We start from the raw sequence: 15,417 nt of genomic DNA on the forward strand, positions 1-15,417 counted from the left end.
GGACTCACGTCACAGATCACGAAGCCGGGTCGTCACCCACACCCCGAGGAGCGCCACGGCGGCCATCGGCAGGAACACGACGGCGAAGGCGACCGGATGGGAACCGGAACCGGCCGTCCCGGTCATGCTGCCGCCGCCCAGGGAGGCGAAGGCGGCGCCGGCCACGGCGAGCAGCACGACGTTCGACAGGGCGTCGGAGATCTGCAGGGCGGCCGAGTTGGCACCGGCCTCCTGCGGGGCGGAGAGCCGCAGCATCAGCACGCTCGACGAGGCGATCACCAGGCCCATCCCGAAGCAGCCGAAGGCCCAGGCGACCGCGACGACCCACACCGGCATGCCGTGCAGGAGCACGCTGGGCGCGGTGGCGATCGCCGCGGCGACCAGCACCATCCCGAGGGTCATCAGCCGCTCCCGGTACGGCGCCACGCGCGGCCGCGCCTGCACCCACGAACCCAGCGCCCAGGTCACCCCGCCCGCCGCCAGCGAGAACCCGGCGAGGGTGGGCGAGAGCCCCCGCTGGGTCACCAGCATCAGCGGCACGAAGGACTCGGCGGAGACGAACGCACCGGCCGCGACCCCGCGCAGCAGGACCACCGACGGCAGCCCGCGGGCCGCCCGGTAGGTCCCGCGCGGCAGCAGCCCGAGTACGGCGGGGACCAGCAGCGCACCCCCGACGGCGCCCGGCAGCAGGGAGATCCACCGCTGGTCCTGAGCCGCGTACTGCAGCAGCCCCACACCGGCGGAGATACCGAACGCGAGCCGGATCCGCCGCCGTTCGAAGGTCTCCCGCGTCCGTTCGGCGACCGGCCCGCCGGCCCGGCGCCGTATCTGGGGAAGGGCGAGCGCCACCGGAAAGACCACGAGCGCCGGGATTCCGAGGAACACCCATCGCCACCCGAGGTGCTCGGTCACCGCGCCGGCGGCCAGCGGCCCGACGATGGACGGCACCACCCAGCCGGCGGCGAAGGCGGCCATGATCGCGGGCCGCAGCCGCTCCGGATAGGCCCGCCCCACCACCACGTACAGCGCGACGATGACCAGCCCGCCGCCGAACCCCTGCACGGCCCGCCCCAGGATGAACACCCACATGACCTGAGCGGTCCCGGCGACGACGAGCCCCGCGGCGAAGGCCCCGATCCCCGTGGTCAGCGCCCCGAGCGGCCCCCTCCGGTCCGACCACTGCCCGGACAGCACCATCCCGAACAGACTGGTCGTGTAGTACCCGGAGAAGGCGAACGCGTACAGCGACACCCCGTCCAGCTCCCGGGCGGCCACGGGCATCGCCGTCCCGACGGCGGTCGCCTCGAAGGCGATCAGCAGCACCACGGACACGATCCCGACGCTCAGCGCCCGGTACGACCGCCCCAGCACACCCGCACCACGGGCTGCGTCATCTGTCGTCTCATCTGCGACAACGGCGTCGCTGGGCTCAAGAGCGGTCATACCGACCAAGGTAAGCCCCAATCCCCACCTTGACCCCTGTCCCGAGCCCCACCCCACCTCGGACCTTGGTCGTAGACCTCCCGTCCGCCCTCCCTTCATGAACGCCACATGGCAGTCCCATTGCAGCCCCACCGATTCCCTTGAGCCCCTCCCCCACCCACGCCTACCTTCAGATCACCGACACGGCCGTGTGCCCGAGTGGTTCAGGGGCTCGCCTGCGCTGTATCCCTCAGCGAGCTCCGCTCGCGGGGAGTCACGCGGGTTCATCCCCACCACGGCCGTGACGGAAGAAGCTGTTCCCGGCCGTGTGCCCGAGTGGTTTAGGGGCTCGCCTGCAAAGCGAGTTACGCGGGTTCGATTCCCGCCACGGCCTCCAGCGCCTGACCAGGCAGAACGAAAGGGCGGCACCCCGGAGGGGGCGCCGCCCTTTCGGTCGTCCGTCTCAGTTCGGCTCTCAGCCTGTCCGAGGGTCGGGCCCCGGCCCGGAAAGGGCCGGTGGGTTGGATTCCCGCCACGACCTGATGGCCCGAGCTGCCGTTCAGAGCACCCCGCCCGCCTCGTCCTGGAACAGCTCCGTCCAGTAGTGCCACTCGGCGTCCATCGTCGTGGGGGTCGGGTCGATGGTCGCGAGGGTGTGGAGCATGGTCGCGGCGAGCTGGTCGTAGGCCTCCGTGGTGAGTTCGTGGCCCAGGTGCTCGTCGATGGTGCGCTCGTGGTGGAGGAGCCAGAGGGTGAAGGCGAGCGTGGAGATGTCCGTGTTGAGGGGGTAGAGGGTCGCCTCGGGCTCGGAGAAGTTGAGGATCGCGCCCGTGGTGCCGTCCACGACCAGGCTGTTGTCCTCGACCAGGTAGCCGAGGCGTATGAGGTGGTCGGCGTGGGGCGGCAGGGCGTCCAGGGGGAAGCCGCCCGGCTGTACGTCGGTGAAGAACTCCTTGAGGGTGGGCAGCGGGGCGTCCGGGTCGAGGTGGAAGAGAACCGCGTTTTCCGGCAGGCCGGTCTCGCGCAGGAAACGGCGGGTCGGCAGGTGGGTGAGCGTCGGCGGGAAGTCCACCTCCTCGAAGCGGGCCACCCGGCCCTGCCCGAACTCCTGGTCCAGCAGCCGGGCCGGCAGGTCGACGGCGAGCCCGGAGTCCGTGCCGGGGCCCGCGATCAGGCCGAGCGGGCGGATCAGTGCCGTCGCCTTCCAGTACGGCGGGACCCGGCCTGCCGTGTCCTCCTCGAAGAGCTCCAGGAGCTTGCGGGAGGCCTCGGTGGCCGCCTTGGTGCCGTAGGTCCCGGCGAGGGAGGCGAAGCGGCCGCGCAGGCCGGTCAGTTCCTCGGTGACCGCGGCGAAGCGCAGCAGCGTCTCCAGCGAGGGCGCCAGCGGGCGCGGGTCGGCCGGGTCGACCAGGTACGCCGTGCTGATCTCGCCGGTGCCGCCGTCGAGGAGGATCGACTCCGTGTCCAGGCCGGCCGGGGCCAGCAGTTCGCCTATCACCAGCCGGTCCCGGAGCTCCTCCGCGAGCCGGGACGGGCCTGCCGTGATGTCCGCGACGTCGGCGAGCGTGCGCAGGCCGGCCGTGCGGAGCGGTTCGAACGTCAACAGGCCGCCGGTGTCGGGGAGTCCGGGGCCGGTGAGCCACATGCGGGTCGGTTCGTGCGTGATGTAACGGTCCAGTTCTGCCTCGGTCAGCGTGATCGCCGCCGCACCGCTGCCGGTCGTGCTGGTCGTGCTCATCGCTGCCCCCGCGATCAAAGAGTTCAGGAAATGCAAGTGGGTCGGAGTGGTGTGCCGTAGGCCGTCCTGAGCAGGGCATGGTGTGCCGTTCGGGCTTCCCCTCCGAAACGGCCGTCCCCACTGCCCAGAACACTACGCCGCGCCACTGACAACGCCCCGTGGAAAAGACGTCAGGCGACCCTCGCCCGTTCCGTCCCGGTGAGAATCGCCGCCACCGTCTGTTCCACGGTCAACGCCGAGGTGTCCAGCCGCAGACCCAACGCCTGGGTGCGCAGCCGTAGTTCCGCGTCCAGTTCGGCGATCGTCCACGCGGGCCCGTACCCGGTCTTCGGCCGCCCCGCCTCCCGCTCCGCCACCGCCTCGGGGCTGGGGGCGAGTACGACGACGTACAGCGGGCGGGTGCGGATCCGCTCGACGTACGACGTCAACTCGGGGCCCAGCAGCACGTCCTGGACGATCGCCGTGAAGCCGGCCGCCGCGTACGCGTCCGCCGTCGCCGCCGACAGGTCGTAACGGAGGTGGAGTTGGGCGGTCGCCTCCGCGGCGGCCTCGGGTGTGTACTCGGCCCGGCCGGAGACGATCATCCGGCGGAAGACGTCACCGCGCACGTGGGCCGCCCGCGGAAGCCTTTCGGCGAGCGCCTGGGCGACCGTCGACTTGCCCGACGCCATGATCCCCGCGATCACGACGACCCCGGACAGGCTCACTGGCCGGTGACCACCGCGGCCTGCGGGCGGATCGGGAGGCGGTTGACCGGGCGGCCGGTCGCCGCGCGGACGGCGGAGGCGATGGCCGCCGGTGACGTCACGACCGGTACCGCGCTGACCGACTTGGCGCCGAAGGGCGCGACCACGTCCCGCTCCTCGACGAGCTTGACGATCCGGATGTCCGGCGCGTCGAGGGCGGTCGGCAGGGCGTATCCGGTGAGGTCGGGGTGGCGGACCAGCCCGCGCGGGGTGCGCAGGTTCTCCGTGAGCGCGATGCCGACGCCCTGGGTGACACCGGCCTCGATCCGCGCGTTGAGCTGCGCCGGGTTGAGGATCCGGCCCACGTCCTGGGCGACGGCCAGCTCCACGACGCGTACCGAGCCGAGTTCGATGTCCACGTCGACGACCGCGCGGATCGCGCAGAAGGCGAGGCCGACGAAGGCGTCGCCCTGGCCTTCCGCGTTCAGCGGCTCGGTCGGGTGCGGGCGGCACTGTGCGGTGGCCCACAGTTCCTTGCCGTCCATCGCCTCGGTGACGGTGGTCGACAGGACGCCGTCGTACGACGTGATCTTGCCGTCGGTGATCTGGAGGAGTTCGGTGGACATGCCGAACTTGTGGGCGAGGGGCTGGAGGAGCTGGGTGCGGACCATCTTGGCCGCGCGTTCGACGGCTCCGCCGGAGACCCAGGTGTGGCGGCCGCGGCAGCCGGGGCCGGCCGGCGGCTGGTCGGTGTCGACGGGTGCCACGTGGACCTCGTCGATACCGAGGGTGTCCTGGACGATCTGGCGGGCCAGGGTGGTGAACCCCTGGCCGGTCTCCACGGCCGCGCAGAGCACGGTCGCGATGCCGTCGTGGACCTTGACGGTGGCCGTCGAGACCTCGTCGGCGCCCTCGGCGCCGAGCATGTGGACCATGCCGAGGCCGTAGCCGACGCCCCGGCGCACCGCGCCCGGCTCGCCCGCGCCCTCGGGGCCGCCGGGCAGCAGCCACTCGTCCTCGGGGGTGTCCTTGGGGAGCGCGGGCAGCGGGAAGTCCCGTACCGCCTGGAGCAGCTCGGCGACGGGGGCCGGGCAGGTCACCGTCTGGCCGATGGGCAGTACGTCGCCGGTCGCGAGGGCGTTGCGCAGGCGGATCTCGGCGGGGTCGATGCCGAGTTTCTTCGCCAGCTTGTCCATCTGCGCCTCGTAGGCGGCGCACACCTGCATGGCGCCCTCGCCGCGGACGTGGCCGGAGGGCGGGTTGTTGGTGCGTACGGCCCAGCCCTCGATGAAGGCGTTCGGGACGACGTAGGGGCCGCAGGCGAAGGAGACGGCGGCGGCCAGGGACTCGGCGGAGGTGTCGGCGTAGGCGCCGGCGTCGAGCAGGATCTGGGCCTCGACCTTGACCAGCTTGCCGTCGGCGTCGGCGTGGTGCCGGTAGCGGAGCAGGGTGGGGTGGCGGTGGGCGTGGCCGAGGAAGGACTCCTCGCGCGTGGCGGTGAGTTTGACCGGGCACCCGGTCTTCAGGGCGAGCAGGCCGAGCGGCAGCTGGAAGCCCTGGTCCTCGCGGTCGGCGGTGGCGCCCGGCACGCCGGTGACGACGATCTTCACCTGTTCGAGCGACAGGCCGAAACAGGCGGCGGCCGTGTTGCGGTCGGTGTGCGGGTCGGTGGAGGCCAGGTACAGCTCGACCCCGCCGTCGGGGCGGGGCACGGCGAGTCCGGCCTCGGCGCCGATGGGGGCCGGGTCGGCGCGGCCGATGCGGTACTGGCCCTCGACGACGACCTCGCCGGCCGCGTCCGGGTCGCCGTGGCGCAGTGGGATGTGCCGGATCAGGTTGCCGTCGGGGTGCAGCGGCTCGGCTTCGAAGGCCTGCTCGGGGTCGATGACCGGGTCGAGCACCTCGTACTCGACGATGACGGCGGCGGCGGCCATCCGGGCCGTGTCGGGGTGGTCGGCGGCGACGGCGGCGATGGGCTCGCCGTGGTGCCGTACGACCTCGGCGGCGAACACCGGACGGTCCGGGGTGCCGCGGCCGTGGCGGGGGGTGCCGGGGACGTCCTCGTGGGTGACGACGGCCCGTACGCCGGGCATCTCGCGCGCGTGGCTGGTGTCGATCGACACGATGCGCGCGTGCGGGTGCGGGGAGCGCAGTACGGCCGCCCAGAGGAGGCCCTCGGCCCACAGGTCGGCCGCGTACGGGAAGGTGCCCTCGGTCTTCGCGCGCGCGTCGGCGGGCGGCAGCGACACGCCGAGGCCGTGCGGCAGCGGCTCGGGGACGGGGTCGGCGCTGTCCGCGGCGGTGGTCGTGGTGACGGTCTCGTTGGTCACGCCTGGCCTCCGTCCGAGCCGTAGGGCTGGTCGCCGTAGCTCTGACTCTGGTCGCCGAACGTCTGGTCACCGCCGTACGACTGGTCGTACGACTGCTCGCGCCGGGCGTCGTACGACGACTGCTCGCGCTGGGCGGGGGACGCGAAGGTGCCCGGCGAGTCGAACGCCGACGCGTTGACGCCGCCGGCTCCCGGTCCCGCCTGATGCGGAATACGGGCCTCGTCGCCGTCCGTCTCAGCGTCGGCGGCGGCGTGCGCCTCGCGTTCGGCGACGACCTCCTGGACGGCGTCCAGGACGCCCCGGTAGCCCGAGCAGCGGCAGAGGTTGCCGCACAGGGCCTGGCGGGTCTCCATCTCGGTGGGGGCCGGGTTGCCTTCCAGCAGGTCGTGGACGGTCATGGCCATGCCCGGGACGCAGAAGCCGCACTGGACGGCTCCGCGCAGGGCGAGCGCGCGTTGGACGTCGGAGGGCCGGCCGTCCTGGGCGAGGCCCTCGACCGTGCGGACCTCGCTGCCGGCCGCGGTGACCGCGGGGACCAGGCAGGAGGCGACCAGGCGGCCGTCGACCTGGACGTTGCAGGCGCCGCATTCGCCCTGGGAGCAGCCGTCCTTGGCGCCGGCCAGGCCGAGGCGTTCACGCAGGACGTAGAGGAGCGACTCGCCGATCCAGGCGTCGGTGACGGGGCGGTCGGTGGCGTTGACGCGGAGGACGTAGGAGGCGAGGGGGTGGTCGTCGAGCGCCTCGGCTTCGCCTTCGGCGTGTTCCGTCCCGTCCGCGCCTGGCGTGCGGCTTTCGTCGTCGGGTGCGGCCGGCCCCTGTGCGGGCGCGTCGCCGTCGGCGGTCTGCGGGTCGGCGGTGGGGTGGTGCGGGTCGAAGCGCCCGGTGGGGTGCTGGGCGGGCGCGTCGTGGGGTTCGTCGCCTTCGCCGGGCCGGGCCGGGCCGGTGGCGGTCGCGGGGCCCGCATGGCCGGCCGCGGCCTCGCGCCCGACTGCGGTCTGTCCACGGGGGTCGGCCGGATCTCCGGGCGCGGTCGGCCGGCCGGTCGCGCGCAACCGTCCGGCTCCGGGCGGGGCGCCCGGGTCAGGCGATCCGCCGCCCGCGTACAGAGCGCCGGGGTCGGGCGACTCGCCGAAGTCGCGGCGTGCGGCGGCGTCAAGTGACTCGCCGACTCGGTGCGGTTCGCCCGTATCGACCGGTTCGCCCGGTTCGTCCACCGTGGGCGCGCCGGGCCCAGAAGTCGCCTCAGCGGGCCCGGAGGCGAAGGCGGGGGCCTGAGTGTCACCGTGGCCCGCCGAGGCGCCTGAGGGCGCTCCGGGGGCCTCTGTGGGGTGCTCCCAGGCCTGGACCTCGGTCGCCCAGGGTGCGGACGCGCCGCCCGGCAGGGTCGCCGGCGGTGTGCCGCCCCACTGCTCCATGAGCGCGGATGTGGTGAACTCGCCCGATTCGTCCGGAACATCACCGCCCGCGACCGGAATGGACCACTGCCCGGTCACATCGTGACCGGGCGCGGGCGGCGGCTCCTCGTACGTCCACTGCTGGGTCGCCGCCGGCTGGTACGTGAACCGGTCGTCGGCGGCCCGCTCCTGGGGGACCGCGTTCGGGTCGGGCCACTGACCGCCGTCGGCCGACGCGCCCCAGGTCTCGCTGTCGGGAGCGACCGCTATCTGCGGCGGCACATAGCCGTGCCCTGGCGCGGCCAGGGGGCTGTCACCGGACAGCAGGGCCTCGATGCCGCCCTCGGGGAGTTTCACGAAGGCGGTCGCGCCGTCGTCGTAGTCGCCCTGGGGCAGCGGGTCCCAGCGGCCGCCACCCGAGGGCGCGCCCTCTCCGTGCTGTTCGTCGGTCATGACAGCGCCCTCCCCAGTGCTCGTCGGGCCAGCGCGGCGACAGTGCGCCGCAGGTGCAGTACGGCAGGCGGAAGCGGGGGCACCGAGCCGTCCGGCTCGGGTGCCGGGTCGGGGATGCAGGCGGCCGCGACGTACTCGCCGAAGGCGTGCAGCGCCTCCGGGACGAGCGCGCGGTCGTTGTCCCAGTCGATCAGCCGGGCCACCCACTGCTCGGCCTCCAGCGGCCGCAGCGGCATCGGCGCTATGGCTCCGACGGCGCATCTGACCCCGCGCCGCGCGGGGTCGAGGACGAGCGCCACGGAGGCCACCGAGCGGCCGGGGCCGGTGCGGCCGGTGGCCTTCAGGAAGACCTGCGGGGCGTGCAGCAGCGGCACGCGCACGAAGCCGATCAACTCGCCGCCGCGGAGCATCTCCACGCCGGCCAGCAGGTGCGACACCGGGATCTCCCGGCGGGAGCCGCCCGGCCCCGCGATGATCAGCGTCGCCTCCAGGGCGGCGAGCACCGGCAGCGCGTCGCCGGTGGGCGCGGCCGTGGCGATGTTGCCGCCCAGGGTGCCCGCGTTGCGGATGTGGGGCGGACCGGCGGCCCGCGCGGCGGCGGCGAGCGCCGGGATCAGGGCCGCGAAGTCGGGACGGCCCATGCGCGCATGCGTGAGTCCGGCGCCGAGCAGCGCGTTGCCGTCCTGGTACTGCCAGCCGCGGATCTCGCTGATCCGGCCGAGGCCGACCAGGGCGGCGGGCCGGAGCTGTCCGGAGTTGACGGCGGCCATCAGGTCGGTACCGCCCGCCACGGGGACCGCGGCGGGCATGGCGGTGAGGGCCGCCACTGCTTCGTTCAGTGTCGTGGGCAGCGTGACGGACTGCGCCGCCTGCGGTGCGTGCGTGGTCAAAACCGGCTGCCCCTTCCCGCTGCCCCCACCTGGTCCCACCTGTGTGGCCGTACGGTACGTGCTCACAGGGCGGACGTGGCAACTCTGGCACATCTTCGCAAGCCTCGAACGCACGGGTCCGCTAGGAGGCATTCGCCCACCTCACCGGCAACTTGGTCCGTTTTCGTACGCCATCACCAGTGCATACCGATTGACACTCTTCGGTGACCCTTGAGGTCTTTTTCCCTTCCGCGTTCGGAACGAGGAGCGGGGCCGGAGGAGCCGCGAGGGGGAGCCGGCGAGGAGCCCGGAGGGGACCGGGGCAGGGGGCCCGGGAGGGACCGGGCAGGGGGCCCTGGACAGGGGGCTAGCGCTTCGGGGGCGGGCCGTCGATCGGGCGGCCCGGCACCCCGGGACGCCGCTGCCACGGCAGCGGGCCGGCCGGCGGACGGTAGGCCACGCCCAGGGCGTCCAGACGCAGGTAGTGGGCGCCCATACGGCGCTCGAAACCGGCGAAGTCCCGCTCCCCCGGGGCCGGGAGAGCGCTCCAGGCGACCTCGGCGAAGGCGGCGAGCCGGGGAAAGGCCTGGTAGTCCACGCGCGCGAGGTCCTCCATCACCTCGGTCCAGAGGTTGGCCTGGGTGCCCAGCACATGAGCTGTCTCAGCCGCGTCGAGGCCCGGTGGAACGGGCTCGAACCGGTACACGTCCTCCAGGGTGCGGACGTATCCGATCGGCACGGGCTCGTCCGCCCCGGCGGCCTGCCGGTGGTCCAGGTACACATGCTGCTCGGGGCACATGACGACGTCGTGCCCGGCCCGCGCGGCCGCGATCCCGCCGCCGTAGCCGCGCCACGACGACACGGCCGCGCCCTCGGCGATCCCGCCCTCCAGGATCTCGTCCCAGCCGATCGGTCTGCGCCCGCGCGCGGAAAGCCACTTGGCGAAGTGACCGATGAACCACGACTGCAACGCGTCCTCGTCGGCGAGCCCGAGTTCCTTCATCCGCGCCTGGGCGGCCGGCGAGGCCCGCCACTGGTCCTTGGGGCATTCGTCGCCGCCGATGTGAATGAACGCCGAGAACTCGGCGGCATCGGCCGGGAACAGCTCCAGCACTTCCTCGAACACCCCCTCGTAGAAGCGCAGGGTGTTGTCGGTGGGGGCGAGTACGTTCGGAGAGATCCCCCAGGAGTCCCAGACCGAGAGGGCGGAGCCCCCTGCGATGGAGGCAGTGATGACGTCGGTGTTGCCGAGTTCCGGATACGCGGCGATGGCGGCCTGCGAGTGGCCGGGCACGTCGATTTCGGGGACGACCGTGATATGCCGTGCGGCCGCGTAGGCGACGATCTCCCGGATGTCGTCCCGGGTGTAGTGGCCGCCGTGCGGCTTCTCCTCCCACAGCGGTGAGGCCCGGTGGCCGAATTTCGTGCGGGGCCGCCAGGAGCCGACCTCGGTGAGCCGGGGGTGGCGGTCGATCTGGATGCGCCAGCCCTGGTCGTCCGTCAGATGGAAGTGGAAGACGTTGAGTTTGTGCGCCGCCATGAGATCCAGGTAGCGCAGGACGCCTTCCTTGGGCATGAAGTGCCGGGCGACGTCGAGCATGAGGCCGCGCCAGCGGAATCGGGGGGCGTCCTCGATGATCTGGTGCGGGATTCCGTACCGGATCCCGGGGCGCACGGGCGCTCGGCGGAAGGCCTCCGGCCCCAGCAGCTGGCGCAAGGTCTGGGCGCCCCAGAAGACCCCGGCCGGACCGCCGCCGCGGATCTCGACCCCCCAATTCGCGATCACGCTCAACCGGTACGCCTCGGGCTCCAGCGAGTCGTCCAGGCACAGCCGTACGGAGTCGCGGGCGTCCTCGGTGCCGGGCCGCAGCGGCAGCCCGAGGGCCGCGCCGAGGGTCGAACGCAGCCAGCGTTCGGTCCCCTCGGTGCCCGGGGCGGCCCACAGGGTGGTGTCCGCGTCGAACAGGACACCGCATCGCATCGGTCCCTCGACCGCGCGCGGTGCCGGAATCAGATCCACTTCGGAAGTCATGTCAGTCCTTGACCGCTCCGCCCAGTCCGGAGACCAGCCGTCGCTGTACGAGTACGAAGAACACCAGCACCGGAATCGTCATCACCGTGGAGGCCGCCATGACCCCGCCCCAGTCCGGGTCGTCGGGCTTGAGGAACACCAGCAGCGCCATCGGCAGCGTGGACTGCGAAGTGTCGCTGATGATGAAGGACTTGGCGAAGAGGAAGTCGTTCCAGGCGGAGATGAAGGAAAACACGCTCGTGGCCACCAGACCGGGCAGCACGAGCGGGAAAAGGATCTGCCAGAGAAAGCGCGACCGGCTCGCCCCGTCGATGTAGGCGGCCTCCTCCAGCGCCTGAGGCACCCCTTTCACGAACCCCCGCAGCATCCAGATCGCGAAGGGCAGCGAGAAGGCGATGTGGGGCAGGATCAGCGAGCCCAGCGTGTTCAGCAGACCGAAGGCCCGCATCTGGAAGAACAAGGGGATGGTGAGGGCCTCCACGGGCACCATCTGAGCCACCAGAAACATGATCAGCAGGGTGGTCCGGAAGCGGAACCGGAATCGTGTCACGGCGGTCGCGGCGAGAAAGGCGATCAGCGCCGAGACGATGACCACACTGCCCGCCACGACAAGGCTGTTGACGAAGTAGCGGCCGAATTCCTGCTGCCCGAAGACCCGCCGGAAGGAGTCCGTCGAGGGCGCGAGAGTCCATGGCCGGGGCCGGTCGGACTCGATCTCACCGGACGGTTCGAAGGCGCCCAGCACCATCCAGTACAGCGGGAAGGCGACCACGAACGCGATCGCCAGCGCCGCCGTCTCGGCGGCCAGCCGCCCCGGCCGGCGTATCGACCCGCGCACAAGATTCACGACGGTCACAGCTCCTCCCCCTGGCGGCGCAGCAGCCGCAGATAGCCGAGGGTCACGCCGAGCAGGACCAGCAGCGTGACCACGCCGATGGCGGCGCCGAGTCCGTACTGCGAGGAGGCGAAGGCCTGCGTCGCCGCCCTGTTCTGGCGGCCTGCGCACCCGGACTTCGGGCCCGTCAAAGGAATGCGGGGACGGGGAGCTTCATGGAGTGACCCTCCGGAGCGTGCTGAAGCGTAAGCGTTCAAGACACTGCACACACTGCGCCCATCCGTTGCAACATGCGCAACGACGGTTTCGCTCTGCGCAACACCACGGAGCGTAGGGACAACATGAGCATGCCGACAAGAGGTCTCGACCACTCTGTGACCGGCGGACGCACCCTGTGCAACGCGCGGGTACGACAAAGGCCCCGGAGCACGCCAAAACGCGCCCGGGGCCTCGGAAGATCCGGGGGTGTTACTTGTCCTTGCCGCCCTCGCCGTCGCCGCCGCTGCCCATGGAGTCGTAGATCTCCTTGCACATGGGGCACACGGGGTACTTCTTCGGGTCGCGGCCCGGTACCCACACCTTGCCGCACAGCGCCACGACGGGGGTGCCGTCGAGGGCGCTCGCCATGATCTTGTCCTTCTGGACGTAGTGGGCGAAGCGCTCGTGGTCGCCGTCGCCGTGGGACACCTGTGGCGTCGGCTCTACGAGGGTCCCCGTACCAGTCCCGCGCTCGGGCTCAAGAGTGCTCATAAGGCCCAAGGGTACTGAAGCGCCCGGGCAACGGTTGCGAGAAGGCCCGCCGTCAGTTGAGCGAGGCGTCGTCCGGGTAGGTGGCCACCATCGCCAGCTCGTTGCGCTGGCGGCGGAGCACCTCGCGCCAGAGTCTCTCGGGGGACGGAGAGGAGACGTCTCCGGGTTCCGACTCGACGACGTACCAGGCGCCCTCGACCAGTTCGTCCTCCAGCTGGCCGGGGCCCCAGCCGGCGTAACCGGCGAAGATCCGCAGGGAGCCGAGGGCCGAGGCGAGCAGCTCCGGCGGGGCCTCCAGGTCGACCAGGCCGATCGCGCCGTGCACCCGGCGCCAGCCGAGCGGGGCCCGGTCGCCGTTGCCGCCGCCCGGGATGACCGCGACGCCGAGCGCGGAGTCCAGCGACACCGGGCCGCCCTGGAAGACGACCCCGGGGTCGCCGGTGAGAGCGGCCCAGCCCTCCAGGATGTCCCGGACGTCCACCGGAGTGGGCCGGTTGAGGACGACGCCGAGGGAGCCCTCCTCGTCGTGGTCGAGAAGGAGCACCACCGCGCGGTCGAAGTTCGGGTCCGCCAGGGCGGGCGTGGCCACGAGCAGCCGCCCTGTGAGCGAGGACACCTCGGTCATGCCTGACATGATCCCGCATCTTCCCCTCGCATGGGGAGCCAACGGGGGTGTGGGAGTGAATGCAGCTCAGGGAGGAAGGAAGCACCCCCCGGCGCACGATGACGCGCGGTGACCCCATGTGCCCGACGAGGAACCGTTCGTGTTGTGACACACCTATGACGTAGCTGGGCGGTCCTTGGGCATACGGCAGGGGACCGATGGGCGATTACTCTGTCTCTCCGGCCCTGCCCCACTCCACGGAACGCGAGATTCATGACCGTCAACGACGATGTCCTGCTTGTCCACGGCGGCACCCCGCTGGAGGGCGAGATCCGGGTCCGCGGTGCGAAGAACCTCGTACCGAAGGCCATGGTCGCCGCCCTGCTGGGCAGTGCGCCGAGTCGGCTGCGCAACGTTCCGGACATCCGTGACGTGCGTGTCGTACGCGGCCTGCTCCAGTTGCACGGGGTGACGGTCCGTCCGGGTGAGGAGCCCGGTGAGCTGGTGCTGGATCCGACGTACGTGGAGAGCGCGAACGTCGCTGACATCGATGCCCACGCGGGTTCGAGCCGTATCCCGATCCTGTTCTGCGGCCCGCTGCTGCACCGGCTCGGGCACGCCTTCATCCCGGGTCTGGGCGGCTGCGACATCGGCGGCCGGCCCATCGACTTCCACTTCGACGTGCTGCGGCAGTTCGGCGCGACCATCGAGAAGCGGGCCGACGGGCAGTACCTGGAGGCGCCGACCCGCCTGCGCGGTACGAAGATCCGGCTGCCGTACCCGTCCGTCGGCGCGACCGAGCAGGTGCTGCTGACGGCCGTACTCGCCGAGGGCGTCACGGAGTTGTCCAACGCGGCCGTCGAGCCGGAGATCGAGGACCTCATCTGCGTGCTGCAGAAGATGGGCGCGATCATCGCGATGGACACCGACCGGACCATCCGCATCACCGGTGTGGACGAGCTCGGCGGCTACAACCACGGCGCCCTCCCGGACCGCCTGGAGGCCGCGTCCTGGGCGTCGGCGGCGCTGGCGACCGAGGGCAACATCTACGTCAAGGGCGCCCAGCAGCGCTCGATGATGACGTTCCTGAACACCTACCGCAAGGTCGGCGGTGCCTTCGAGATCGACGACGAGGGCATCCGCTTCTGGCACCCGGGCGGCCAGCTGAAGTCGATCGCCCTGGAGACGGACGTGCACCCCGGCTTCCAGACCGACTGGCAGCAGCCGCTGGTGGTCGCCCTGACCCAGGCGACGGGCCTGTCGATCGTGCACGAGACGGTGTACGAGTCGCGGCTCGGCTTCACCTCGGCGCTGAACCAGATGGGTGCGCACATCCAGCTCTACCGCGAGTGCCTGGGCGGCGCGGCCTGCCGCTTCGGGCAGCGCAACTTCCTGCACTCCGCGGTCGTCTCCGGGCCGACCAAGCTCCAGGGCGCCGACCTGGTCATCCCCGACCTGCGCGGCGGCTTCTCGTACCTGATCGCGGCCCTCGCGGCCCAAGGCACGTCCCGGGTCCACGGCATCGACCTCATCAACCGCGGCTACGAGAACTTCATGGAGAAGCTCGTGGAGCTCGGCGCGAAGGTCGAACTGCCGGGCAAGGCGCTCGGCTGACCGCGACCTCCTGACCCCGGCCCCGGGCGGCGCCCTCCCGGCCGGGGGTCCGGGGGTCGCCCCCGGGCAGACACAGCATGGAGAAGCTCGTGGAGCTCGGCGCGAAGGTCGAACTGCCGGGCAAGGCGCTCGGCTGACGCCCGTAGTAGGTACGACGATGGGGCGGCCCCTGGTGGAGGGGCCGCCCCATCGTCGTGTTACACGCCGTACGCCGTCCCGTGGCCTACGGAAGGCAAGGTCACTTGCCCTTCGCGGATTCCTTCAGCTTCGAGCCCGCGGAGACCTTCACGCTGTAGCCGGCGGGGATGTTGATCGGCTCGCCGGTCTGCGGGTTGCGCGCGGTGCGAGCGGCACGGTGGGTGCGCTCGAAGGTCAGGAAGCCGGGGATGGTGACCTTCTCGTCGCCCTTGGAGACGATGTCGCCGACGACGTCGGCGAACGCGGCCAGCACGGCGTCGGCGTCCTTGCGAGTCACCTCGGCACGGTCGGCCAGCGCGGCCACCAGCTCACTGCGGTTCATGTTGTTACTCCCGTGTTCTTCTTGCCATGGAGGCGTGCCACGCGGCGGAGCCGCATGTTGGGCCGGGACGCATCCTGCCCCCACCTGCGGCGGGAACGCCAATCCGTTGCCGCCCATACCCTACGGGGGGCCCGAAGGGGGGGTTTCACGACGCGCCGATCGGATGGCGT

Annotated in this window: 12 protein-coding genes, 1 tRNA gene and 1 pseudogene; 2 read left to right on the forward strand and 12 right to left on the reverse strand. The window is 71.9% G+C overall.

Annotation, left to right across the window (positions count from 1 at the left end; all coding sequences use genetic code 11):
• Positions 1-9: 9 nt before the first annotated feature.
• Positions 10-1,443: an MFS transporter gene (locus tag ACZ4N4_RS06785; RefSeq protein ID WP_467585188.1), complete on the reverse strand. Its 1,434-nt coding sequence runs from the start codon at positions 1,441-1,443 to the stop codon at positions 10-12.
• Between the two features lie 301 nt (positions 1,444-1,744).
• Between ACZ4N4_RS06785 and ACZ4N4_RS06790 the strand changes: the two genes are divergently transcribed.
• A tRNA-Cys gene (locus tag ACZ4N4_RS06790) sits at positions 1,745-1,819 on the forward strand.
• A gap of 162 nt (positions 1,820-1,981) precedes the next feature.
• Here ACZ4N4_RS06790 and ACZ4N4_RS06795 read toward each other — a convergent pair.
• The 10 genes and pseudogenes from ACZ4N4_RS06795 to ACZ4N4_RS06840 all read right to left on the reverse strand — a co-directional run bounded on the left by ACZ4N4_RS06795 (position 1,982) and on the right by ACZ4N4_RS06840 (position 13,134).
• A complete protein-coding gene (locus tag ACZ4N4_RS06795; protein WP_467585191.1) occupies positions 1,982-3,160 on the reverse strand; it encodes an SUKH-4 family immunity protein in 1,179 nt (392 codons plus the stop codon).
• Positions 3,161-3,330: 170 nt separating this feature from the next.
• Positions 3,331-3,861: an AAA family ATPase gene (locus tag ACZ4N4_RS06800; RefSeq protein ID WP_467585358.1), complete on the reverse strand. Its 531-nt coding sequence runs from the start codon at positions 3,859-3,861 to the stop codon at positions 3,331-3,333.
• A gap of 2 nt (positions 3,862-3,863) precedes the next feature.
• Positions 3,864-6,176 (reverse strand): xanthine dehydrogenase family protein molybdopterin-binding subunit, encoded by a 2,313-nt coding sequence (locus ACZ4N4_RS06805; RefSeq protein WP_467585192.1) that lies wholly within the window; start codon positions 6,174-6,176, stop codon positions 3,864-3,866.
• Complete coding sequence (locus ACZ4N4_RS06810; protein WP_467585195.1) at positions 6,173-8,023, reverse strand: (2Fe-2S)-binding protein; 1,851 nt, start codon at positions 8,021-8,023, stop codon at positions 6,173-6,175. Before ACZ4N4_RS06810 ends, ACZ4N4_RS06805 begins: the two co-directional genes overlap by 4 nt.
• The gene (locus ACZ4N4_RS06815) at positions 8,020-8,913 is read right to left on the reverse strand and encodes an FAD binding domain-containing protein (protein ID WP_360489483.1); all 894 of its coding nucleotides are present in this window, start codon (positions 8,911-8,913) and stop codon (positions 8,020-8,022) included. The genes ACZ4N4_RS06810 and ACZ4N4_RS06815 overlap by 4 nt, the downstream gene beginning before the upstream one ends.
• 346 nt (positions 8,914-9,259) lie before the next feature.
• Complete coding sequence (locus ACZ4N4_RS06820; protein WP_467585198.1) at positions 9,260-10,924, reverse strand: beta-N-acetylhexosaminidase; 1,665 nt, start codon at positions 10,922-10,924, stop codon at positions 9,260-9,262.
• 1 nt (position 10,925) lies between these two features.
• Complete coding sequence (locus tag ACZ4N4_RS06825; protein WP_467585200.1) at positions 10,926-11,771, reverse strand: carbohydrate ABC transporter permease; 846 nt, start codon at positions 11,769-11,771, stop codon at positions 10,926-10,928.
• 5 nt (positions 11,772-11,776) lie between these two features.
• Positions 11,777-11,908, reverse strand: a pseudogene (locus ACZ4N4_RS06830) (sugar ABC transporter permease); the annotation flags it as partial.
• A 319-nt stretch (positions 11,909-12,227) separates the two neighbouring features.
• Positions 12,228-12,509 carry a DUF3039 domain-containing protein gene (locus ACZ4N4_RS06835; RefSeq protein WP_351701319.1) on the reverse strand — a complete coding sequence of 94 codons (282 nt, stop codon included), beginning with the start codon at positions 12,507-12,509 and terminating at the stop codon, positions 12,228-12,230.
• A gap of 52 nt (positions 12,510-12,561) precedes the next feature.
• Positions 12,562-13,134 carry a YqgE/AlgH family protein gene (locus tag ACZ4N4_RS06840; protein WP_453571691.1) on the reverse strand — a complete coding sequence of 191 codons (573 nt, stop codon included), beginning with the start codon at positions 13,132-13,134 and terminating at the stop codon, positions 12,562-12,564.
• A gap of 252 nt (positions 13,135-13,386) precedes the next feature.
• Here ACZ4N4_RS06840 and murA point away from each other — a divergent pair, with 252 nt between their 5' ends.
• Complete coding sequence (gene murA, locus ACZ4N4_RS06845; RefSeq protein WP_453571688.1) at positions 13,387-14,727, forward strand: UDP-N-acetylglucosamine 1-carboxyvinyltransferase; 1,341 nt, start codon at positions 13,387-13,389, stop codon at positions 14,725-14,727.
• A gap of 238 nt (positions 14,728-14,965) precedes the next feature.
• Here the strand turns inward: murA and ACZ4N4_RS06850 are convergent, their stop codons facing one another.
• Positions 14,966-15,247 carry an HU family DNA-binding protein gene (locus ACZ4N4_RS06850; RefSeq protein WP_089106629.1) on the reverse strand — a complete coding sequence of 94 codons (282 nt, stop codon included), beginning with the start codon at positions 15,245-15,247 and terminating at the stop codon, positions 14,966-14,968.
• Between the last annotated feature and the right edge of the window lie 170 nt (positions 15,248-15,417).

It is taken from the genome of Streptomyces sp. NPDC026538, from assembly GCF_055567535.1.

Excerpts from the sequence above, each read along its gene's own strand:
- ACZ4N4_RS06785 (WP_467585188.1), bottom strand. The coding sequence starts at position 1,443 with ATGACCGCTCTTGAGCCCAGCGACGCCGTTGTCGCAGATGAGACGACA.
- ACZ4N4_RS06795 (WP_467585191.1), bottom strand. The coding sequence starts at position 3,160 with ATGAGCACGACCAGCACGACCGGCAGCGGTGCGGCGGCGATCACGCTG.
- ACZ4N4_RS06810 (WP_467585195.1), bottom strand. The coding sequence starts at position 8,023 with ATGACCGACGAACAGCACGGAGAGGGCGCGCCCTCGGGTGGCGGCCGC.
- ACZ4N4_RS06820 (WP_467585198.1), bottom strand. The coding sequence starts at position 10,924 with ATGACTTCCGAAGTGGATCTGATTCCGGCACCGCGCGCGGTCGAGGGA.
- ACZ4N4_RS06835 (WP_351701319.1), bottom strand. The coding sequence starts at position 12,509 with ATGAGCACTCTTGAGCCCGAGCGCGGGACTGGTACGGGGACCCTCGTA.
- ACZ4N4_RS06840 (WP_453571691.1), bottom strand. The coding sequence starts at position 13,134 with ATGACCGAGGTGTCCTCGCTCACAGGGCGGCTGCTCGTGGCCACGCCC.
- murA (WP_453571688.1), top strand. The coding sequence starts at position 13,387 with ATGACCGTCAACGACGATGTCCTGCTTGTCCACGGCGGCACCCCGCTG.
- ACZ4N4_RS06850 (WP_089106629.1), bottom strand. The coding sequence starts at position 15,247 with ATGAACCGCAGTGAGCTGGTGGCCGCGCTGGCCGACCGTGCCGAGGTG.